This window comes from Stenotrophomonas sp. VV52, assembly GCF_002893095.1.
Taxonomy (GTDB): Bacteria; Pseudomonadota; Gammaproteobacteria; order Xanthomonadales; family Xanthomonadaceae; genus Stenotrophomonas; species Stenotrophomonas aracearum.
Genome location: NZ_PKQQ01000009.1, coordinates 62,932 through 82,999, shown reverse-complemented (window position 1 = coordinate 82,999; position 20,068 = coordinate 62,932). Strand labels below are relative to the sequence as shown.

At 67.4% G+C, this 20,068-nt stretch carries 20 protein-coding genes; 9 read left to right on the top strand and 11 right to left on the bottom strand.

The window, feature by feature from the left end:
• Positions 1 to 82: 82 nt before the first annotated feature.
• Positions 83 to 2,206 carry a M13 family metallopeptidase gene (locus tag C2U58_RS14855; RefSeq protein WP_102946558.1) on the bottom strand — a complete coding sequence of 708 codons (2,124 nt, stop codon included), beginning with the start codon at positions 2,204 to 2,206 and terminating at the stop codon, positions 83 to 85.
• Positions 2,207 to 2,521: 315 nt separating this feature from the next.
• Between C2U58_RS14855 and C2U58_RS14850 the strand changes: the two genes are divergently transcribed.
• From C2U58_RS14850 to C2U58_RS14840, 3 genes are all read left to right on the top strand, one after another.
• Positions 2,522 to 5,470 carry an EAL domain-containing protein gene (locus C2U58_RS14850; protein ID WP_102946557.1) on the top strand — a complete coding sequence of 983 codons (2,949 nt, stop codon included), beginning with the start codon at positions 2,522 to 2,524 and terminating at the stop codon, positions 5,468 to 5,470.
• 108 nt (positions 5,471 to 5,578) lie between these two features.
• Positions 5,579 to 6,373, top strand: a complete 795-nt coding sequence (locus tag C2U58_RS14845) for a class III extradiol ring-cleavage dioxygenase (RefSeq protein WP_102946556.1) — start codon at positions 5,579 to 5,581, stop codon at positions 6,371 to 6,373.
• Between the two features lie 71 nt (positions 6,374 to 6,444).
• Entirely contained in the window at positions 6,445 to 8,088 is a 1,644-nt protein-coding gene (locus C2U58_RS14840) for a Na+/H+ antiporter (RefSeq protein ID WP_102946555.1), read from the top strand.
• Between the two features lie 246 nt (positions 8,089 to 8,334).
• On the opposite strand, the gene C2U58_RS14835 is transcribed toward C2U58_RS14840, so the two are convergent.
• Complete coding sequence (locus C2U58_RS14835; protein WP_102946554.1) at positions 8,335 to 8,586, bottom strand: DUF3297 family protein; 252 nt, start codon at positions 8,584 to 8,586, stop codon at positions 8,335 to 8,337.
• A 136-nt stretch (positions 8,587 to 8,722) separates the two neighbouring features.
• Here C2U58_RS14835 and C2U58_RS14830 point away from each other — a divergent pair, with 136 nt between their 5' ends.
• A complete protein-coding gene (locus C2U58_RS14830; RefSeq protein WP_102946553.1) occupies positions 8,723 to 9,265 on the top strand; it encodes a hypothetical protein in 543 nt (180 codons plus the stop codon).
• 82 nt (positions 9,266 to 9,347) lie between these two features.
• On the opposite strand, the gene C2U58_RS14825 is transcribed toward C2U58_RS14830, so the two are convergent.
• The 5 genes from C2U58_RS14825 to msrB form a co-directional block, all read right to left on the bottom strand.
• A complete protein-coding gene (locus C2U58_RS14825; RefSeq protein WP_102946552.1) occupies positions 9,348 to 9,629 on the bottom strand; it encodes a DUF4031 domain-containing protein in 282 nt (93 codons plus the stop codon).
• A gap of 14 nt (positions 9,630 to 9,643) precedes the next feature.
• Complete coding sequence (locus C2U58_RS14820; RefSeq protein ID WP_102946551.1) at positions 9,644 to 10,144, bottom strand: hypothetical protein; 501 nt, start codon at positions 10,142 to 10,144, stop codon at positions 9,644 to 9,646.
• Positions 10,145 to 10,195: 51 nt separating this feature from the next.
• Positions 10,196 to 11,173: a flagellar motor protein MotB gene (motB, locus tag C2U58_RS14815; RefSeq protein WP_102946550.1), complete on the bottom strand. Its 978-nt coding sequence runs from the start codon at positions 11,171 to 11,173 to the stop codon at positions 10,196 to 10,198.
• A gap of 9 nt (positions 11,174 to 11,182) precedes the next feature.
• Complete coding sequence (gene motA / locus C2U58_RS14810; RefSeq protein ID WP_102946549.1) at positions 11,183 to 12,037, bottom strand: flagellar motor stator protein MotA; 855 nt, start codon at positions 12,035 to 12,037, stop codon at positions 11,183 to 11,185.
• Positions 12,038 to 12,163: 126 nt separating this feature from the next.
• Positions 12,164 to 12,631: a peptide-methionine (R)-S-oxide reductase MsrB gene (msrB, locus tag C2U58_RS14805; RefSeq protein WP_102946548.1), complete on the bottom strand. Its 468-nt coding sequence runs from the start codon at positions 12,629 to 12,631 to the stop codon at positions 12,164 to 12,166.
• A 125-nt stretch (positions 12,632 to 12,756) separates the two neighbouring features.
• Between msrB and C2U58_RS14800 the strand changes: the two genes are divergently transcribed.
• Positions 12,757 to 13,164: a classical arabinogalactan protein 4 gene (locus C2U58_RS14800; protein WP_102946547.1), complete on the top strand. Its 408-nt coding sequence runs from the start codon at positions 12,757 to 12,759 to the stop codon at positions 13,162 to 13,164.
• Between the two features lie 75 nt (positions 13,165 to 13,239).
• Here the strand turns inward: C2U58_RS14800 and C2U58_RS20080 are convergent, their stop codons facing one another.
• Positions 13,240 to 13,542, bottom strand: a complete 303-nt coding sequence (locus tag C2U58_RS20080) for a hypothetical protein (protein ID WP_172448153.1) — start codon at positions 13,540 to 13,542, stop codon at positions 13,240 to 13,242.
• The gene (locus C2U58_RS14790) at positions 13,539 to 14,018 is read right to left on the bottom strand and encodes an Lrp/AsnC ligand binding domain-containing protein (protein ID WP_070208992.1); all 480 of its coding nucleotides are present in this window, start codon (positions 14,016 to 14,018) and stop codon (positions 13,539 to 13,541) included. The genes C2U58_RS20080 and C2U58_RS14790 overlap by 4 nt, the downstream gene beginning before the upstream one ends.
• A 148-nt stretch (positions 14,019 to 14,166) precedes the next feature.
• Here C2U58_RS14790 and C2U58_RS14785 point away from each other — a divergent pair, with 148 nt between their 5' ends.
• Positions 14,167 to 15,480 (top strand): D-amino acid dehydrogenase, encoded by a 1,314-nt coding sequence (locus C2U58_RS14785; protein ID WP_102946545.1) that lies wholly within the window; start codon positions 14,167 to 14,169, stop codon positions 15,478 to 15,480.
• On the top strand, positions 15,459 to 16,535 hold the full coding sequence (gene alr, locus C2U58_RS14780; protein ID WP_102946544.1) for an alanine racemase: 1,077 nt from the start codon (positions 15,459 to 15,461) through the stop codon (positions 16,533 to 16,535). Before C2U58_RS14785 ends, alr begins: the two co-directional genes overlap by 22 nt.
• On the opposite strand, the gene C2U58_RS14775 is transcribed toward alr, so the two are convergent.
• Positions 16,522 to 17,091 (bottom strand): DUF3016 domain-containing protein, encoded by a 570-nt coding sequence (locus C2U58_RS14775; protein ID WP_102946543.1) that lies wholly within the window; start codon positions 17,089 to 17,091, stop codon positions 16,522 to 16,524. The two genes, alr and C2U58_RS14775, sit on opposite strands and share 14 nt — an antisense overlap.
• 216 nt (positions 17,092 to 17,307) lie before the next feature.
• Here C2U58_RS14775 and C2U58_RS14770 point away from each other — a divergent pair, with 216 nt between their 5' ends.
• A complete protein-coding gene (locus tag C2U58_RS14770) occupies positions 17,308 to 19,326 on the top strand; it encodes an ATP-binding protein (protein WP_102946648.1) in 2,019 nt (672 codons plus the stop codon).
• 68 nt (positions 19,327 to 19,394) lie between these two features.
• Positions 19,395 to 19,685 carry a DUF3247 family protein gene (locus C2U58_RS14765; protein WP_102946542.1) on the top strand — a complete coding sequence of 97 codons (291 nt, stop codon included), beginning with the start codon at positions 19,395 to 19,397 and terminating at the stop codon, positions 19,683 to 19,685.
• Between the two features lie 24 nt (positions 19,686 to 19,709).
• On the opposite strand, the gene C2U58_RS14760 is transcribed toward C2U58_RS14765, so the two are convergent.
• Positions 19,710 to 19,973, bottom strand: coding sequence for a hypothetical protein (locus C2U58_RS14760; protein WP_102946541.1), 264 nt, complete (start codon positions 19,971 to 19,973; stop codon positions 19,710 to 19,712).
• Positions 19,974 to 20,068: the final 95 nt, after the last annotated feature.

Below are 20,068 nucleotides of genomic sequence, written 5' to 3'. Positions count from 1 at the left end.
TGCGTGTCCCACGTACTGCTGATCGAAACCAAAGAAAAACGGACGCCGAGGCGTCCGTTTTTCATTCAACCATTGCTGCCAATCACCACACCTTGACCCGCTTCTCCGGGGCCAGGTACAGCTTCTGGCCTTCCTTCACTGCGAACGCCGGGTACCACGCGTCCAGGTTGCGCACGGTGAGCGCGCGGAACTGGCCCGGCGCGTGCACGTTGGTCAGCAGCGAATTACGCAGCGCCTGCTCGCGCGCCTTGCTGCGCCACGCCTGGGCAAAGCCCAGGAAGAAGCGCTGGTCGGGGGTGAAGCCTTCCAGGGTTTGGCCCGGCTTGCCCTGCAGCGACAGCTGGTAGGCGTCGTACGCGGTGGCCAGGCCGGCCACGTCGGCGATGTTCTCGCCCAGGGTCAGGCGACCATTCACCGACACGCCCGGGAACGGCTGGTAGCTGCTGAACTGCGCCGCCAGCGCGTCGCCGGCGGCGTTGAACTTCTTCAGGTCCTCAGCCGTCCACCAGTTGTTCAACTTGCCGGTCTGGTCGAACAGCGCGCCGGCATTGTCGAAGCCGTGGCTGATCTCATGGCCGATCACCGCACCGATGGCGCCGTAGTTCACTGCGTCGTCGGCCGCCCCGTCGAAGAACGGCGGCTGCAGGATCGCGGCCGGGAACACCAGGCGGTTTTCCAGCGGCACGTTCATCGCGTTGATGGTCTGCGGCAGCATCGCCCATTCGCTGTGGTCCACCGGCTGGCCCAGCTTGGCCAGGTTGCGGCGGTACTCGAACAGGCTGGCCCGTTCGGCATTGCCCAGCGCGTCGTCGCGCTTCACTTCCAGGCCGCTGTAGTCGCGCCACTTGTCCGGGTAACCCATGCCCACGGTCAGCCCTTCCACCTTGGCCTTGGCATGCGCCTTGGTTTCCGGCGACATCCATTCCAGCGCGTCGATGCGCTTGGCGAAGGCGGCGATGATGTTCTTGGCCATCTCGTCGGCGCGGGCCTTGGTGGCCGGATCGAAATGCTTCTCGACGTAAATCTTGCCGATCGCTTCGCCCACCGCGTTGTTGCTCTCATCCACCGCACGCTTCCAGCGCTCGCTCTGCTGCGGGGTGCCGTTGAGGGTGGTGCCGTGGAAGGCGAAACGCGCGTCGGCCATCGCCTTGGGCAGGTACGGTGCGGCGCGGTCCAGCGCGTGGAAGGTCAGGTAGTCCTTCCACACGTCCAGCGGCTCGGTGGCGACCAGGCGCGAAATGCCGGCCACGGCCTTGGGCTGCCACACGATGAAGTCGTCCTGCTTGTCCAGGCCGGCGGCGGCCAGGAACGCGGCCCAGTCCATGCCCGGTGCCTTGGCGCTCAGGTCGGCCTGCTTCCAGGCGTTGGCGCCCTTGGCCACGTCGTTGGTTTCTTCCTGGGTGGCATGCGCCTGGGCGATGCGGGTTTCCAGCGCGACAATGCGCTGCGCCTTGGCCGCCGGGTCGGCCACGCCGGCCAGCTGCAGCACCTGGGCGATATAGGCCTGGTACTGCTTGCGGATCTCGGCCATGCGACCGCCCTGCAGGTAGAAGTCGCGGTCGGGCAGGCCCAGTCCACCCTGCACCAGGTACGGCGCATTGCGGTCCGGCTGCAGCAGGTCCACCGATACCCAGGTGCCGAACAGGCGGTCGGTGTAGAAGTTGGTGGCGTTGAGCAGGTCGACGTCGGCGCGCAGGGTGCCGCCCAGCGCGGTGGCCAGCGCGGACTTGTCGGCGATGCCGCCGATGGCGTCCAGTTCCGGCTTCACCACGCCCATGCCGCGCGATTCGATCCCGGCCTCGTCCATGAACGCGGCGTAGTAATCGCCGATCAGCTTGGTCTCACCCTCGGCCTTGGTGTCGGCGGCGGCGCCCTCGAGGATGGCGCGGGTGTCGGCCAGGGTTTTCTCGGAAATGACATTGAAGCTGCCGAAACTGGAGCGGTCGGCCGGGATCTCGGTGTTCTTCACCCAGTTGCCGTTGGCGAAGCCGAAGAAGTCGTCACCGGCGGCGACGCTGCGGTCCATGCCGGTGGCGTCGAAGCCGAAGCTGCCCAGCTGCGGCTTGGGCGCGGCGGGCGGGGTGGCGGCGTTGTCGGCGGCCGGGGTGGTGGTCGGCGCGGCCGCATCGCGGTCGCAGGCGGCCAGGCCCAGCGACAGGCTGGCGGCAATGGCAAGCATCAGGGTGGGGCGGCGCAGCTTGGACATGGACTTCTCAGGCAACGGGGAAACCGCAAGTCTAATCCGCCCGGGTGTCCCGGTTCTTTGCTGAGTACCGCCGCGGCCGGTGCCGATCATGGAGGGTTCACGGCCCGGCCGGTGGCGATAAACCTGTGACGGCCGTCTCACCCCTTCCCGAGGCGCCCGGGCTGGTGCATGCTGGGGCCAAGGCGCTGGGCCAAGGCCTGGCCCGTGGGGAACGGGTCCGCAGGGCGTCAAGAAATTGCGACGTCGGCCGCTCAGGTTGGGGAAACCAGGAAGCGTTTACATGAAGTCAGGCCGTCACGCTGGTAGAGGTATGCAATGCCCGCACTGAGCCAGCCGATGGCGCGGCCGCTGCGGACGATCGTGTGGATGGGCACCGCCCTGGGCGTGCTGCTGGGCGTGGGCCTGGTGGTGATGCTGGCCAATGACTTCCAGCGCCGGCAGGACGCCGCGCAGCGGCAGAGCTCGGCGCTGGCAACCGGTTCGCAGCGCCTGCTGCGCGTGGAACTGCGCAATCTGGAGCGCGCCATGCGCGGCATCGCCGCCGACGGCGCGCAGCTGTTCGACAGCGTGCCGACGCAGGCGCCGGACCTGCTGGATGAATCCATCGACGGGGTCCTGCAGCGCCACGGCGAACTGGAGAGCATCGTCGTGGTGGACCAGTTCGGGCGCGCGCTGACCAGTGGCGGCGGCGATCTGACCCTTCCACTTTGGATCGTGGAAAACCATCGCGGTGCCGACAGTCAGCTCTACCTGGGTCCGCCGCAGGACCTGGGCATGCGGCGCTGGGTGCTGCCGTTGGCCCTGCGCATGGGTGAAGACCGCTGGCTGCTTGCCCGAATGCATACCAGCGAGCTGCAGTCGATCATCAGCGGGCTGGACATCGGCTACCACGGGGTGATCTCGATCAGCGACGTGGCCGGGCATGTGCTGGCGCGCAGCCCGGACAACGAAGGCCTGACCGGGAAGCAGTTCAAACTGCAGCGGCGCGACCTGATCGGACGCGATGCCGTGCTCGCGTTGGGTATCGAGTACAGCCCGATCGACAAGGTGGAGCGCATTTCCACCCTGACCACGCTGGCCGAGTACCCGCTGGCGGTGTACGCGGGGCTGGGCCGGCAGGACGTGCTGGCGCCGTGGTGGCCGTACGTGCAGGCCTCGGTGGGCCTGTTCCTGCTGTACTGGGGCGCGTTCGCGCTGGTCTACACCAGCCTGCGCCGCGCCACCCGCCGCCAGGACGCGATGAGCGCCGAGCTGCGCACCGGTCATGCGGAGCTGCGCATGGCCCACCAGGTCGGCAAGATCTGCACCTGGACCGTGGACGAAGACGCCGCCGTGCTGCGCTGGTCGCCGCTGGCCCGCGAGATCTTCGGTATTCCGATCGATTCGCTGCCGGTGTCGGAATTTTTCCAGCGCGTGCACCACGAAGACGCGCCGCGCCTGCAGGACGCCTTCCACCATGCGTTCGCCGGCAATGGCGTGCTGGATGAGATGTTCCGCATCGTGCTGCCGGGTGGCACCACGCACTGGGTCTCCGCGCGCGGCCAGCAGGTGGGCGGCAGCGACCACGAACGGCGCATGATCGGCGCGCTTACCGACGTGAGCGAGCGGGTCCAGGCGCTGGCGCGCGCGCAGCAGGCCGAGCGCCAGTTCCGCCTGCTGTTCGACCGCAACCCGGCGCCGTTCTGGGTGTTCGACCCGGACACCCTGCGCTTCCTGGAAGTGAACGAAGCGGCGGTGCGCCAGTACGGCTACAGCCGCGACGAATTCCTGGCCATGAGCATCCTGGACATCCGCCCGCGCGAAGGCTGGGAAGAGATCAGGGGCGCCATCGCCAGTGCCGCCAATGGCGACCTGCAGGACGCCAAAGTGCGCCTGCACCGGCGCAAGGACGGCACCGTGTTCGAAGTGCGCGCGCACCTGGCGCGGCTGGACTTCGACGGGCGCGAGGCGTGCCTGGTGCTGGCCGAGGACATCAGCGACCGCATGGCCTACGAGCGCGACCTGGCCTACCACGCCACCCACAACCCGGCCACCGGCCTGCTCAACACGCGCGCGCTGGCCGCGCAGCTGGACGAAGAGGGCGGCAGCTACACCATTGCCTACGTGCAGTTCCGTGGCCTGCAGCTGGTTGCCGACACGCTGGGCCGCGAAGTGGGCGACGTGGTCCTGCAGGCCATGGCCAAGCGTTTGGGCGGACTGGGCGTGCGCTATGGCCTGCTGGCATTCCAGCCGGCCGAGGATTTCATTTTCGCCATCCGCGACGACCACGAGCGCCAGACCGCGCTGGATACGCTGGTGCAGACCGTTTCAGAACCGGTGCGTGGGCAGGACTGGCTGCACCAGTTCGAGCCGCGCATTGGCGTGGCGGTGAAGTTCGAAGGCGACGTGGTCAGTGCCGAACAGGTGATCGGCATGGCCGCGCAGGCCGCGCATGCCGCACGCGACGAGGGCAGCGTGATTGCCTGGTTCGACAACACGGTGAGTTCGCGGCTGGCCGATCGCCTGCGCCTGGCCGGGCGCATCCACAGTGCGATCGATGCGGAATTCGAGCTGTACTTCCAGCCGATCTGCCACGCCAGCGACGGCACCCCGGCGGCGCTGGAAGCGCTGCTGCGCTGGCCGCAGCCCGACGGCAGCTTCATTCCGCCGGGCGAGTTCATCCAGCTGTGCGAAGACACCGGGTTGATCCTGGCGCTGGGGCGCTGGGTGATCCGCGAAGCGGCGCGCGCGCAGCGCCAGCTGGTGGATGCCGGCTGGGACCTGCCGATCGCGGTGAACGTGTCGGCGGTGCAGTTCTTCAACAGCGACCTGGTGGCCGAGTTCCAGCGCGCCAGCCAGGAATTCGGGCTGGCGCGCGGCGCGCTGCACGTGGAGCTGACCGAAAGCAGCCTGATGCGCAAACCGGGCCAGGCCAAGCAGACCATGCAGCGCATGCACGAGCAGGGCATCCACATTTCGCTGGACGACTTCGGCACCGGCTACTCGAACATGTCATACCTGCAGCACCTGCCGCTGGACATCCTGAAGATCGACCGCAGCTTCGTGGCCGATGTGGAAACCAACCCGCGCAACGCGTCCATCTGCCGCGCGCTGTTGTCGCTGGGCCACAGCATGGGCCTGACCGTGATCGCCGAAGGCGTGGAAACCCCGGGCCAGCACGAATGGCTGGCCGCGCACGGCTGCGACCAGGTGCAGGGCTACCTGCTGGGTAGGCCCGCGCCGCTGGTGGATGTGATCGGGCGGTTGGAGCTGGCCGCGGTGTGATCGGCGACCGTTTTGTTCTGAGAATGGAACGAATCGCGGTATTTGCTGGCCTTTAACTACACTGATATTGGGAATAGGCTGGTGTTCTGGATTCCCCGGAGCTCCGCCATGACCCGCCTGCCGTCCCTCTACATCTCGCATGGTTCCCCCATGACCGCCCTGCAGCCGGGGCTGGTGGGCGTGCGCCTGGCCGAGCTGGCGGCGCAGCTGCCGCGCCCGCGCGCGATCGTGATGGCCTCGGCGCACTGGCTGACCCGCCAGCCGGTAGTGGGGGCGCACCCGCAGCCGCCCACCATCCACGACTTCGGCGGCTTCCCGCAGGCGCTGTTCGACATCCAGTACCCGGCGCCGGGCGACCCGGCACTGGCGGACGAGATTGCCGAGCGCCTGGACAAGGCCGGCCTGCCGACGCTGCAGGACCCCACTCGTGGCCTCGACCACGGCGCCTGGGTGCCGCTGCGCCTGCTCTACCCGCAGGCCGACATTCCGGTGGTGCCGCTGGCGCTGCAGCCGCTGCAGGGACCGGCCCACCAGTTCGCGCTGGGCCGCGCGCTGGCGCCGCTGCGCGAGCAGGGCGTGCTGCTGGTCGGCTCGGGCAGCATCACCCACAACCTGCACGACTTCCGCGAATACCAGAGCGGTGGCGAAGCGCCCTATGTGCGCCCCTTCATCGAATGGGTGGAGCAGCGCCTGCAGGCCGACGACAGTGCCGCATTGCTCGATTACCGCCGCCAGGCGCCGTATGCCGAGCGGGCACATCCGACCGACGAGCATTTCCAGCCGCTGCACTTCGCACTCGGCGCGGTTGGCGGCGATACGCTCGGCGCACAGCGCATTGATGCCGGTATCGACGCCGGCATGCTGGCGATGGACATCTACCGCTTCGACGGCCCCGCGCACTGACGCGCGGGGCGCCTGTCGTACGCGGTTACGGATGGGTGTGGTAATTTTTTTCCAGGATTCCTGGAAAATGCATGCATACGATTGAAGTCGTCCTGGCGATGCTGGTGGCGGTAGTCGCCAGCGGCTACCTGGTTCGCGTATTGCCGTTGTCGGTGCCGCTGCCGCTGGTGCAGATCGGGCTGGGGGCAGTGATTGCGGGGGTATTCAACCGCGGTCACGCGCTGGAGCCGGACCTGTTCTTCCTGCTGTTCCTGCCGCCGCTGCTGTTCCTGGACGGCTGGAAGATTCCCAAGCAGGGCCTGTTCCGCGACAAGGGTGTGATCCTGGAGCTGGCGTTCGGGCTGGTGGTCTTCACCGTGCTCGGTGCCGGCCTGCTGATCCACTGGCTGATTCCGGTGATGCCGCTGGGCGTGGCGTTCGCGCTGGCTGCGATCATCTCGCCGACCGACCCGGTGGCGGTCAGTTCGATCGCCAAGAGCGCGCCGATCCCCAAGCGGCTGATGCACATCCTGGAAGGCGAGTCGCTGTTGAACGATGCCTCCGGCCTGGTCTGTTTCCGCTTCGCGGTGGCGGCGGTGATGACCGGTGCGTTCTCGCTGGCCGACGCCTCGCTGACCTTCCTGTGGGTGGCGGTGGCCGGGCTGGCGATCGGCGTGGCGGTCACGTTGGGTGTTTCCACGTTCCAGCGCTGGCTGTGGCGCCGCTTCGGCGAAGAGCCCGGCGCGGCGATGCTGGTCAACCTGCTGATCCCGTTCGCGGCGTACCTGCTGGCCGAAGAAGCCAATGCCTCGGGCATCCTGGCGGCGGTGTCGGCGGGCGTCACCATGAGCTACGTGGAGCTCACCGGCCGTGTTTCCGGCAGCATGCGCGTGCAGCGCATGGCGGTGTGGAACATGCTGCAGTTCGCCTTCAACGGCATCATGTTCGTGCTGCTTGGCGAACAGCTGCCCGGCATTGTCGACCGCGCGATGACCACGGTGAGCGAAAGCGGCCACCACAGTGCGTGGTGGCTGCTGGTGTACGTGGTGGTGATCAACCTGGCGCTGGTGCTGTTGCGCCTGGCATGGGTGTACCTGTCGCTGCGCTGGAGCCTGCTGCGTGCGCGGCATCGCGGCGAGGCCAGGCAGGGCACCTCGTGGCGGATCGTGGTGGCCACCTCGCTGGCCGGCGTGCGCGGGGCGATCACGCTGGCCGGCGTGTTGACCCTGCCGTTGTTCCTGCCCGATGGCACGGCGTTCCCCGCGCGCGACCTGGTGATCTTCCTGGCGGCGGCGGTGATCCTGGTCTCGCTGGTCGGCGCCAGCGTGGCGTTGCCGCGCTTGTTGAAGGGGCTGGAACTGCCGGCCGATTCGGGTGAGCGCAAGGAAGAAGACCTGGCGCGCAGGCTGGCGTCGAAAGCGGCGTTGGCCGGGGTCGAGCGCATGCGCCAGCAGCTGGTGCAGAACCAGACCACCGACAACGTACAGCTGTACAACGACGCGGCCTCACGGGTGAGCCTGTTGTACCAGCGCGTGCTGGAAAAGGATGATGGCCCGGATGCGGACCCGGAGAAGGTGCGCAGGATGGAGCAAGGGTATCGGCAGCTGCGCAGCGCGGGGTTGACCGCCGAGCGTGAAGAATTGTTCCGGCTGACCCGGCGCGGACGGATTTCCGACGAGATCTCGCGGAAGCTGATCCGCAACCTGGACCTGTTGGAGACCCGGCAACGGGATTGACGACCCTGCCAACGGGGCCTGATTCCGGGCGATTCATCGGTAGGGTCGGTTCCCGAACGACCGCCGATAACGGTGATCGGCTCTGGGACGCATGACCTCGAACGGAAACGCGCCTTCGTTTTGCGGTCCATGCGTCAACGAACGTCGATCGCGTACGTGCGGTCGTTTGGGAACCGACCCTACCGGCGCCAGGTTGCATCGTGGACGGCCGCAGGGCCGTCCACGCATGCCGTCATGCACGGCCGGTCATTCGGCCGGCTTCTGATCCAGGTAATACGCCACCACCGTCCCCTTGACCTTGATCGTCATCGGGTTGCCGCGGCGGTCGCGGGACTTGCCGGCCTGCACGCGGATCCAGCCTTCGCTGACCGAATACTCCTCAACGTTGTCGCGTTCGACATTGTTGAAGCGGATGCCCACGCCACGCTCCAGCGCTGCGGCATCGTGGAAGGGGCTGGCCGGGTTGATCGCCAGGTGGTCGGGAGGGGTATCGCTCATGGGTATCGGTCGTTGAGGGCCACCACGGCCGTCTTCAGGCGCACAGGATAAACCGAGTCGCCGCCGGGGCCGAATTTCGCTTCCTGCCAACGCCCGGCCACGGCAGAATGCCTGCCTGTCTCCAGGAATACCGGTCATGCCCGACAACAGCGATTATTTCGACTTCGAAGAAGACGAGCGCGATTTCGACGAAGACGACTTCGAGGCGCGGATCTGGAACCTGCTGGTGCTGATCAACCCGGGCGACGAAGAGCTGGCCCTGCAGCAGTTCAACCGTTGGCGCGAGGCGCTGCTGGAAAGCGGTGAGGAGGTCGACGAAGAGGCCGAATGGCTGCCGCCGCTGATGACCGCCATCGCCTGGCAGTCGGGCTTCGAGGTGGAGCGCGACGACGCCGATGCGCTGGTGTCGGCGGTAAACGAGCTGTCGGCGCGCTTCAACGTGCAGGTGGACTGGGGCGGCGACCTCGACGATGAGGATTTCGCCGCCGACGTGGACGCGCCGATGCTGATGGCCACGGCCTACGACCGGCTGCGTGAGCACAATTACTCGCTGTGGAGCGTGGACACCGGTAACGGCGGCCTGGCCGGCTGGATGGCGCTGAACCGAGACGAAGACGCCATGCTGGCGCTGTGTTCGTTGCTGGGCGTGGAAGTGCGGCCGGGTTCAGACCCGTTCTAACCGACGCTCGAAATCCGTAGTGCCGGCCGCTGGCCGGCTCTGCACGGTGCCGGCATTGCGAGGAGCCGGCCAGCGGCCGGCACTACGTCGGGTCGGTGTACTGCGATCTTGCGTTGGCGATGACCTCTTTCACCAACTCGCGGTCAGTGTGCCTGGAAATCGCCCTCGCACCCAACGCAATCGCCTTCTCGCGCAACGGCGCCGGCACGTCGTAATGCGCGCCGCTGCGGCGGTTCTGGAAGGCCCGCCGCGGTATCCCGAGCTGCGCCGCCATGGCGTGCAGCTCGGGCAGGGTGTCGGCCATCAGATGCGCCCAGCGCTCGCCCCGCCAGGGGTGTACCGCATCGTCGATATAGACCGTCACCGGGTCGCCGGGGCTCAGGCCTGCGGCTTGTCGTCGCTGGCCGGGGCGGCGTCGGCCTTGTCGTCGGCCGGGGCGTCTTCGGTCGAGGCGTCAGCGGTTTCAGCGTCGTCGCCTTCCTCGCCTTCCGCCTCTTCCACGCCTTCGAACTCGGAAACCAGCTGGGCCAGGTACTCGTCGGCGGTCTTGCCTTCGTCGGCGGCCAGGTCGTCGATCAGCTGCTGCAGCTGGGTCGAGTACTCCAGGGTGACCTTGCGGCCTTCCTTTTCCTGGACGTTGGAGAGGTGCTTGAGCATGGCCAGCATCGGCACCGGGTTGTCGGCGTTGCCCATGGTCTGGCCGCCAATGGCCAGCAGCCATTCGGTGCCCTGCAGGCCGATCGCGGCGACGACCTGGCCCTCTTCGTTGGTCAGCACGGCATGGTTCTGCACCGGCTGCTGGGCGTTGAGGCGGTTGATCGGGCGCTTCGGCTGGAGCTTCCTGCGCTTGTCGCGCTTGGCTTTGGACTGCTTGGACATGGGGTTCGTTCTATGTAATGCGGAAAGTCCCCATTGTACGACCCCGCCGCCTCAGGGTGAGGCGGTAGGGGGCGCGGCGGCCGGGGCGGGTGCCGGGGCGCCCTGGGGGGCGTGGATATCGGCATCCTGCACGGTGGGCGAGAGCGCCACTTCCTGGCCGGAACCGGCCAGGGCGGCGGCTTCGGCGGCCTTGGTCATCACCACGATGCTGATGCGGCGGTTGATCGGGTTGTCCGGCTGGGTTTTGTCGAACAGCACCGAGGACGACAGGCCAACCACGCGGGTGACCTTTTCATCGGCCATGCCGCCGTCCAGCAGCGCACGCCGGGCGGCGTTGGCGCGGTCGGCGCTGAGCTCCCAGTTGCTGTAGCCGTGCGCGGCGTTGTACGCGGTGATGTCGGTGTGGCCGGTGATGCTGATCCGGTTCGGCACGTGGTTGATGAACTGCGACAGCTCGCGGAGGATGTCGCGGGTGTAGCCCTTCAGCGCCGCGCTGCCCACGTCGAACATCGGCCGGTTCTGCTTGTCCACGATCTGGATGCGCAGGCCTTCCGGGGTCAAATCCAGCAGCAGCTGGTCCTTGAACGGCTCCAGCGCCTGGCTCTTGCTGATCGCCTCTTCCAGCTCCTGCTTCAGCACTTCCAGCTGCTTCTTCTCACGCTCGCGCTCGTCTTCCTGCGGCACCGGGCGTTCGGCCTGCTGGTTCTGGAACGGGTCGTTGCTGTTGCCGCGCGACACGTCGGTGGCGCCGCCCAGCTTGATCATCGAGGTGCTGGCGCCGCCCGGGCCGGCCATGCCCGGGGCGGGCGTGGAGCTCTGCCCGGTGAGCGGGCTGGGATTGCGGAAGTATTCGGAAATGGCGGCACGCTCGGGCTTGGTGGTGGCCGCCATCAGCCACAGCACCAGGAAGAACGCCATCATCGCGGTCACGAAGTCGGCGTAGGCCACCTTCCAGGCGCCGCCGTGGTGCGCGCCATGCCCGGCCTTCTTGACCTTGCGGACGATGACGGTGGGTTTGTTCTCGGCCATGGCGATGCCTTACTTGACCGTCTTCAGGTGGGCTTCGAACTCGCTGAAGCCCGGGCGCACGTTCGACGGCAGGGTCTTGCGGGCGAATTCCAGCGCGATCTTCGGGTTGTAGCCGCGCAGGCAGGCCAGCAGGGCGGTCTTCACCGACTCGTAGATGCGGCTGTCCTGTTCGGCGCGCGCTTCCACGGCGGCGGCCAGCGGGCTGACGAAACCGTACGCCATCAGGATGCCCAGGAAGGTACCCACCAGCGCGCCGGCCACGTGCGCGCCCACTTCCTCGATCGCGCCGCCGATCGAACCCATGGTGATCACGATGCCCAGCACCGCGGCGACGATACCGAAGCCGGGCAGGCCGTCGGAGACCTTGTTGAGCGCGGCCGAGGGCTGCATGGCTTCGGCATGGTGCTTTTCCAGCTCCATTTCCAGCAGCGGTTCCAGTTCGTGCGGCTCGATGTTGCTGCCGATCATCAGGCGCAGGCAGTCAGTGATGAAATCCACCAGGTGGTGGTCGGACTGCACCTTGGGGTAGTTGGCGAAGATGGCGCTGTCGGCCGGGCGCTCGACATGGTCTTCCAGCGCCATGAAGCCCTCGCGGCGGGCCTTGTTGAGCAGTTCGTAGAGCAGGCTGAGGACGTCGATGTAGTCCTGCTGCTTGTAGCGCGGGCCCTTGAACACGCCGATCGAGGCCTGCAGGGTCTGCTTGACCGTCTTGATCGGGGTGCCGACCAGGAACGCGCCCAGCGCCGCGCCGCCGATGATGACCAGCTCATAGGGCTGCCACAGGGCGCCCAGCTTGCCGTGCGCGCCGACGTAGCCGCCGAGCACGCTGATGATGACGATGAGGAAACCGACAATGATGAGCATGGTGCAGACGCGGAGGTGGGGATACCTCGTTGTCGGCACCAGGTGAAGGTTTCTGAAGGGTGACGTCCGTTCGACGTCACACTTTTGAAGTCCGTCGTACCCACCAGCGGTGGGTACCTACCGGCATCAGCCGGCCGGCTCGGCCTCGGCCCCGCCGCGCTGCAGCGGATCGGGATACGGCTCGCCATTGGGGGTGAACGACAGCGAGACCGAGTTGAGGCAGTGCCGCTCCAGGCTCGGCAGCGGGCCGTCCGGGAACACATGGCCCAGATGGCTGTCACAGCGCGCACAGACGATCTCGGTACGGACCATGCCATGACTGGTGTCACGGATTTCACGCACGTGGGCCGGGTCGAACGGGGCGAAAAAGCTCGGCCAGCCGGTGCCGGAGTCGAACTTGGTGCTGGAACGGAACAGCGGCAGGCCGCACAGCCGGCAGCAGTAGACGCCGTCCTGCTTGTTGTCCAGGAACACGCCGCAGAACGGACGTTCGGTACCGTGCTGGATCAGCACGGCCCGCTCGTCTGCGCTGAGACCGGCAATCAGCGCCTGGCGCTGGGCATCGCTGGGCGGGGTGAGGTCGAAAGCAGTCATGGGCGGTCCTCGTAGGGGTGACGGCAAGATGGGGGCGGGCGGCGCCCTGGACAAGCGAAGGTGTTCATGGTGCTGACACGCGCGCTGGCGCAGGGTGAATGCCTGTCCTGTCGTGAGCACGTGCCATGAAACATCTTTCCCGCCTGGCCCTGTCCCTGCTGGCGCTGCTGCCGCTGGTCGCAGCAGCGCAGATCGCCGCGCCGCGCAAACCCACCGACACCCGTCCGGTGACCGCTCCCACGCCGACCCAGCCTGCGCGTCCCGCAGACACCCTGTCCGCGCCACCGCAGCCGGTAACAGCGCCTGTACAGGGCATGCAGCCGCCGCGAACGCAGCCGATCCAGAGCCAGGGCCCGGCGCGCGTGGTGCCGCCTGCGCCACCGGCCACCACCGCACCCGTCAAGGTGTATGACCGCAACGGACGCATCGTGCCGGGCATGCAGCAGGCGGGGCCGAACCGCGTGCTCGATACGCGCACCGGGCGTTACTACGATTCCGTGCCGACCGGTGATGGACAGCGCGTCAAGCCGTGATGCATGAACGCTTTACCAACGCAGGCCCTCAGTCAGCGGTGTCAACGTTTCACCTCACTGATTTTTCGCCTGTGATTAACCGGTTTTGCGGGATTCTGTACGTGCGCCGCAACACCGCGCATCCCAACGGTAGAAGGTGTAATTCTTATGGCTAACCAGCAGAACCAGAATCCCGGCAAGTCGCCGCAGGACCAGCAGGGCCAGCAGAACCAGAAACCCGGCCAGCAGAACCAGCAGCAGTGGGATCAGCAGAACCAGAAGGGTGGCAAGCAGCAGGATCAACGCAACCCGGACCAGAAACAGCAGCGTTGATGCGCTGGTAACAGCTCCGAGGGCGGTGCGCATGAGCGCGCCGCCCTTCTGCTGTGCGCCGATCAATCCGGAATGGGCAGGGTCAGCGTTTCCTTGACCTCTTCCATCACGATGTAGCTCTTCGATTCGCGCACATGCGGCAGCGTCAGCAGGGTGCTGCCGAGCAGCTTGCGGTACGAGGCCATCTCGCTGATGCGCGCCTTCAGCAGGTAATCGAAATCGCCGGAGACGAGATGGCACTCCAGCACGTTGGGCAACTTCAGCGCCGCACGGCGGAATTCCTCGAAGATGTCGCCGGACTTGTAAGCCAGGCTGATTTCGACGAACACCAGCAGGCTGGCCTTGAGGTACTGCGGGTCGAGCCGGGCGTAGTAGCCGGTGATCGCGCCGTCGCGCTCCAGCCGGCGCACGCGCTCGGTACAGGGGGTGGTCGACAGGCCCACCCGCTCGCCCAGTTCGGTGAACGAAATGCGCCCTTCCTCCTGCAGGATGCGCAGGATCTTGCGGTCGATCTTGTCCAGCTCGCGGGAACGGGCGGCCATGGCGTCAGCCTCTCGGGGGTGTTGGCGCGACAATACCCTGCCTGAGCCGCCAAAAACAGACAAATTGCATGGTTTGGCCGGAATATACTTCCTCAATTATGGTCCCCGCACGCTCCAGTGCAGGGAATGATCCGGTTGGAGAGGTCTCATGCGCGTTCTAGTCCTTGGCAGTGGGGTAATCGGCACGACCAGTGCCTGGTACCTGCGGCAGGCCGGGTTTGAAGTCACCGTGGTCGACCGGCAGCCCGGTCCGGCCCTGGAAACCAGCTTCGCCAATGCCGGCCAGCTCTCGTTCGGCTACACCTCGCCGTGGGCCGCCCCGGGCGTGCCGCTCAAGGCGGTGAAGTGGCTGTTCTCCGAACACGCGCCGCTGGCGATCCGCCCCGGGCTGGACCTCAACCAGTACCGCTGGCTGGCCCAGATGCTGCGCAACTGCACGCACGAGCGCTACGCGATCAACAAGGCGCGCATGGTGCGCATGTCCGAGTACAGCCGCGACTGCCTCAACGAGCTGCGCACCGAGACCGGCATCGAGTTCGAAGGCCGCGACCTGGGCACCACCCAGCTGTTCCGCACCCAGCAGCAGCTGGACGCCTCCGCGCAGGACATCGAAGTGCTGGCCCAGTACGGCGTGCCGTATGAAGTGCTGGACCGCGCCGGCATCATCGCCCACGAACCGGCACTGGCCAGCGTCGCCGACACGCTGGTCGGCGCGCTGTGGCTGCCGCGCGACCAGACCGGCGACTGCCAGCTGTTCACCCGCCGCCTGGCGCAGATGGCCATGGACGCCGGGGTGGAATTCCGCTTCGACCAGGACATCGCCGGGCTGGTCACCGACGGCGACCGCATCACCGGCGTGCGCATCGACGGCAAGGTGGAAACCGCCGACCGCTACGTGGTCGCGCTGGGCAGCTACTCGCCGTCGCTGGTGGCGCCGCTGGGCATGCACCTGCCGGTGTACCCGCTGAAGGGTTACTCGCTGACCCTGCCGATCACCAATGCGGCAATGGCGCCGACCTCGACCATCCTGGACGAGAGCTACAAGGTGGCGGTGACCCGTTTCGACGACCGCATCCGCGTGGGTGGCATGGCCGAAGTGGGCGGGTTCGACCTGTCGCTGTCGCCGCGCCGCCGTGCCACCCTGGAAAAGGTGGTGCGCGACCTGTACCCGGACGGCGGCGACCTCTCGCGCGCCGAGTTCTGGACCGGCCTGCGCCCGGCCACCCCGGACGGCACGCCGGTGATCGGCGCCACCCCGTACCGCAACCTGTTCCTCAACACCGGCCACGGCACGCTGGGCTGGACCATGGCCTGCGGTTCGGGCCGTTACCTGGCCGACCTGATGAGCGCGCGCCAGCCGCAGATCAGCACCGAAGGCCTGGATATCTTCCGTTATGGCGGCCACCACGCCGCGTCCGTCCAACACAGTGAACCCAAAGCATGCGTCCAGCCCGCGCGTTGATCGACCTGGATGCGTTGCGCTCCAACTTCCGCCTGGCGCGTGAACTGGGCGGCGGTCGCAAGACCCTGGCCGCGGTAAAGGCCGACGCCTATGGCCACGGTGCCGTAGCCTGCGCGCGCGCGCTGGACGGCGAGGCCGACGCGTTCGGCGTGGCCTGCATTGAAGAAGCGCTGGAACTGCGCGCGGCCGGCATCAGCGGCCCGATCCTGCTGCTGGAAGGCTTCTTCGACGCCGACGAGCTGCCACTGATCGTGCAGCACAAGCTGTGGTTCGCGGTGGCCGCGCCGTGGCAGGTGGACGCGGTGGAAGCGTTCCAGACCGACGCCACGCTGCAGATCTGGCTGAAGCTGGACAGCGGCATGCACCGCCTGGGCCTGGCCCCGGCCGAGTTCCGCGCCGCGCATGCGCGGCTGTCGGCCCTGCCGCAGGTGGCGCCGATGGTGCTGATGAGCCACATGGCCCGCGCCGACGAACTGGACAGCCCGCGCACGCGCGAACAGGCCGACCTGTTCGCCGCCACCATCGAAGGCCTGGCCGGCGAAACCAGCCTGTGCAACTCGCCGGCCCTGCTGGGCTGGCCGGACGTGCGCAGCGACTGGGTGCGCCCGGGCCTGATGCTGTACGGGGCCAACCCGCTGGCCGCGCACAACGCCTACACCGAGCGCCTGCGCCCGGTAATGACCATGCAGTCGAAGATCTTCGCCACCCGCGAGATCGCCGCCGGCGAACCGGTCGGCTACGGCGCCCGCTTCGTCGCCGAGCGCCCGACCCGGGTCGGCGTGGTGGCGCTGGGCTATGCCGACGGCTACCCGCAGTTCGCCCCGAACGGCACCCCGGTGCAGATCGACGGCCAGCCCGGCCACCTGATCGGCCGCGTCTCGATGGACATGCTGACCGTGGACCTCACCGACCTGCCGCAGGCCGGGGTGGGCAGCACGGTCACCCTGTGGGGCGACGCGCCCCGCCTGGACGTGCTGGCCCCGCTGTGCAAGGTCAGCGCGTATCAGCTGCCGTGCGCGGTCAAGCGCGTGGCACGGGTCCTCAGCGGCGGCTAGACGGTGACGGCAGCAGGCGGCGCAGCCAGTCGTCCAGCAGGCGCTTCTCGAAGCGCAGCGGGTCGTTGTTGCTGAGCAGCCCGGTGTTGGTCAGGTAGCCCATGTCGATCAGCTTCTCATCGCCCTGCTGCAGCACCGCGCCCTGGGCATCGCGCAGGGTGAAGGTGAGGCTGATCCGCGGCGGGTAGATGTTGCGCATGATCCGGATGTCGTTGCCGCGCGGACCATTCTGCGGCTCGAAATCGCCCGCCCGCTTGATGTCGGTGATTTCCACGTCCAGGGTCTGGCCCGGCGCCAGCCGCTTGCTGGCGCTGGTCCGGAGGTAGTCCGCCAGCTGGTACACCCAGTTGCCGCTGCGCGCCTCGAACTGGTTCGGGCTGTTGCGGATCTCGGTGAACTGGGCCGGGTCGGTCCACTTCACCTGGACCGGGCTGGTACCCGTGAGCGCACGCGGCGCGTCCGGCGCGGTGACCGTGCGGGCACCGCCGCCCGAGGAGCAGCCCACGAGCAGCATCAGACAGCTCAAAGCACCAGCCAGCAAGGGTTTGCGGTTCATGGCACAGCCTCGGTCAGGGTCTTGAAGGAGAGACGCTATGGAGTGTGATCCTGTTCACGCGACGGAACAATTGCCTTCCACGATACGCCACGGCCCGTCTGGGCATGGTTCACTTACGTCAAAACCGGGCCGTTGTTTGACGCGACGAATACGCGCTCTGAACGATGCTGTGTCCCTCCGCGCCATCCGCTACCTCTCTTGACGCCCTTGTCCAGCCTGACCGCCTCGACCTTCACACGTGCGCCGCATGCGGCCCCAGTGCCCGATCCTTCCCTGCACCGCGCGGTGCTGGAGGGGTTGAGTGCGGGCTTCTGCATCATCGAGGTGATGATCGAGAATGGCGTCGGGGTGGATTACCGCTTCCTGGAAGTGAATGACGCCTTCGAGCGCAATACCGGCTTGAGCGAAGCCTCCGGGCGGCTCATGAGCGAGCTGCAGCCCACCCATGAGCCCGAGTGGTACCGGGTGTACGGCCAGATCGCGATGACCGGCCGTTCGCAGCAGTTCGAGCTGGAAGCCCGCGCGCTGGGCCGCTGGTACGCGGTGGAAGCGATGCGGGTGGGCGAGGCGCATGAGCGTCGGGTGGCGGTGCTGTTCTTCGACATCACCAACCGCAAGCAGATCGAAGTGGAGCTGGCCGAAAGCGAGGCGCGCTTCAGCGCGCTGGCCGACGGCCTGCCGATGCCGGTATGGGTGCTGGACGAACTGGGCCATGCGCGCTTCGTCAACAGTGCCTTCAGTGAATTCTTCGGTGGCGACGAACAGCGCGTGCCGGAAGATTTATGGCGCGGGCTGGTGCAGCCCGACGATGTCTCGGTGTTCGATTACGAGCTGCAGGCCGCGCTGCGCGCGCAGCGTTCGATGCAGGTGCTGGTGCGCGGGCTGCGTGCCGACGGCGAATGGCGCTGGCTGGAAATGAATGCCAAGCCGCGCTTCTCCCGCGCCGGCCGCTTCATTGGCCTGGCCGGCAGCAGCACCGATGTGACCGAGCGCCGCGAAATCGAAATGGCGCGCGAAGAGCTGCTGCAGTCCGAGCGCGCCGCGCGCAACGCCGCTGAAAGCATGGCGCGCCTGAAGGACGAGTTCCTGGCCACGCTCTCGCACGAGCTGCGCACCCCGCTGACCACCATCCTGGGCTGGAGCGAACTGCTGCTGCAGCGTGTGGACGATACCAGCCCGCTGTACAAGGGCCTGGGCGTGATCGCCAACAGCGCGATGGCGCAGAAGCGGCTGATCTCGGACATGCTGGACCTGAGCAGCATGCTGCTGGGCAAGGTGCAGCTGGAAGTGGAAGTGCTGGACCTGCGCGCGCAGCTCACCGAGGCGCTGCGCGCCCAGGAGCTGGTCGCCGAAGGCAAGGCGCTGGACATGAAGCTGGTGATGCCGGACGAACCGGCGCTGGTGCTGGGCGACGGCACCCGCCTGCAGCAGGTGCTGTGGAACCTGCTCAGCAACGCGATCAAGTTCACCCCGGCGGCCGGCTCGGTCACTGTCACCCTGTCCACCGACGGGGCGCACTGGACCGTCAGCGTGGCCGACTCCGGCGATGGCATCGCCCCCGAATTCCTGCGGCATCTGTTCAGCCGCTTCCGCCAGGCCGATGGCACCACCACCCGTCGCCATGGCGGGCTGGGCCTGGGCCTGGCGATCGTGCAGCAGCTGGTGGAACTGCACGGCGGCACGGTGGCGGCCAACAGCGAAGGCCATGGCCTGGGCGCGGAGTTCACCGTGCAGCTGCCGCGCTACCAGCCGCAGGCCGACGGCCGACCGCTGCGTGAAGTATTCAGTGGCCCGATCCACGAGCAGCTGATCGAGCCATACCCGTTGAAGGGCCTGCGCCTGCTGGCGGTGGAAGACCAGCCCGAAGTGCTGGAATACCTGCGCCGGCTGCTGGAAGAGCAGGGCGCCCAGGTCACGGCGGTGGCCTCGGCGGCCGAAGCGCTGGCGCTGCTGGACGACGGCGGCCATGAAGACGTGGACGTACTGCTGACCGACATCGGCATGCCCGGCATGGACGGCTATGGGTTGGCCGCCGCGCTGCGCAACGAGTTCGGGCTGGACGCCGCCGCCCTGCCGATCGTGGCAGTCACCGCGCTGGCCCGCGCCGACGACCGCAAGCGTGCGCTCGCCTCGGGTTTCCAGGAGCACGTAGCCAAGCCGTATTCGGTGGCCCAGCTGGTCTCGGCGGTGCGCACGGTGCTGGCAGCCAACCGCGAATCCGCGGCAGCGCGCTGAAAGAGCCCGGTTTCCGACAACCCGGTAGAGCCACGCCCTGCGTGGCTGTGCAACCCAAAGGATCCAGAATGTCCCGCTACGCCCCCACCATTCACACCCACCAGGCCGACATCGCCGCGCTGGAAGCCCTGCTGCCCCAGCTCAAGGGCCAGACCCAGGTCGAAGTGACGCTGAAGGACGGCACCCGCGTGTCCGGCACGGTTGCGGTACAGCCCACCGTGCAGCAGTACCGCGATGCGGATGAAAACGAAGGCACCAACGGCGAACTGCGCCTGGACGACCTGAACGACCCGGCCCAGCAGCATCTGCTGTGGCTGGACCAGATCGCATCGGTCAGCGAGCTGCCGCCGCACCCGTAACGCCGGGCAGGGCCCGGCGCTGCTTCAGTGCTGGAAAACCTCGGGTGTCGCCTCGAACCGGCGCGCGTACGCACGTTCGTCCGCCACGCGTGACACCTCTTCGTCCGCCAGGTCCGGCGCGCCGTACACCGCGTATGCGACCGCGCCGTCGTCCTTCTTGCCCACCTGGTGCAGCCGGTACCGCGCGTGCCCGCCGCCGGTGTCTTCCGGGTAATGAACCGGCGGCTGTGCGCCTTCCAGGTCCATCTCGCTGTTGTCGACCACGCCCCCGACGAACAATGCGCGCATGAGCTACCTCCGTTGCAAGTGAGCCTTCACCCTGACCGACGGCATGTTGCGGTGGCATCAAGACAGCGTTGAATAAACGCAAATCGCGACAGGAA

Coding starts and splice junctions, on each gene's coding strand:
- C2U58_RS14855 (WP_102946558.1), bottom strand. CDS start 2,206: ATGTCCAAGCTGCGCCGCCCCACCCTGATGCTTGCCATTGCCGCCAGC.
- C2U58_RS14850 (WP_102946557.1), top strand. CDS start 2,522: ATGCCCGCACTGAGCCAGCCGATGGCGCGGCCGCTGCGGACGATCGTG.
- C2U58_RS14845 (WP_102946556.1), top strand. CDS start 5,579: ATGACCCGCCTGCCGTCCCTCTACATCTCGCATGGTTCCCCCATGACC.
- C2U58_RS14840 (WP_102946555.1), top strand. CDS start 6,445: ATGCATACGATTGAAGTCGTCCTGGCGATGCTGGTGGCGGTAGTCGCC.
- C2U58_RS14835 (WP_102946554.1), bottom strand. CDS start 8,586: ATGAGCGATACCCCTCCCGACCACCTGGCGATCAACCCGGCCAGCCCC.
- C2U58_RS14830 (WP_102946553.1), top strand. CDS start 8,723: ATGCCCGACAACAGCGATTATTTCGACTTCGAAGAAGACGAGCGCGAT.
- C2U58_RS14820 (WP_102946551.1), bottom strand. CDS start 10,144: ATGTCCAAGCAGTCCAAAGCCAAGCGCGACAAGCGCAGGAAGCTCCAG.
- motB (WP_102946550.1), bottom strand. CDS start 11,173: ATGGCCGAGAACAAACCCACCGTCATCGTCCGCAAGGTCAAGAAGGCC.
- motA (WP_102946549.1), bottom strand. CDS start 12,037: ATGCTCATCATTGTCGGTTTCCTCATCGTCATCATCAGCGTGCTCGGC.
- msrB (WP_102946548.1), bottom strand. CDS start 12,631: ATGACTGCTTTCGACCTCACCCCGCCCAGCGATGCCCAGCGCCAGGCG.
- C2U58_RS14800 (WP_102946547.1), top strand. CDS start 12,757: ATGAAACATCTTTCCCGCCTGGCCCTGTCCCTGCTGGCGCTGCTGCCG.
- C2U58_RS14790 (WP_070208992.1), bottom strand. CDS start 14,018: ATGGCCGCCCGTTCCCGCGAGCTGGACAAGATCGACCGCAAGATCCTG.
- C2U58_RS14785 (WP_102946545.1), top strand. CDS start 14,167: ATGCGCGTTCTAGTCCTTGGCAGTGGGGTAATCGGCACGACCAGTGCC.
- alr (WP_102946544.1), top strand. CDS start 15,459: ATGCGTCCAGCCCGCGCGTTGATCGACCTGGATGCGTTGCGCTCCAAC.
- C2U58_RS14775 (WP_102946543.1), bottom strand. CDS start 17,091: ATGAACCGCAAACCCTTGCTGGCTGGTGCTTTGAGCTGTCTGATGCTG.
- C2U58_RS14765 (WP_102946542.1), top strand. CDS start 19,395: ATGTCCCGCTACGCCCCCACCATTCACACCCACCAGGCCGACATCGCC.
- C2U58_RS14760 (WP_102946541.1), bottom strand. CDS start 19,973: ATGCGCGCATTGTTCGTCGGGGGCGTGGTCGACAACAGCGAGATGGAC.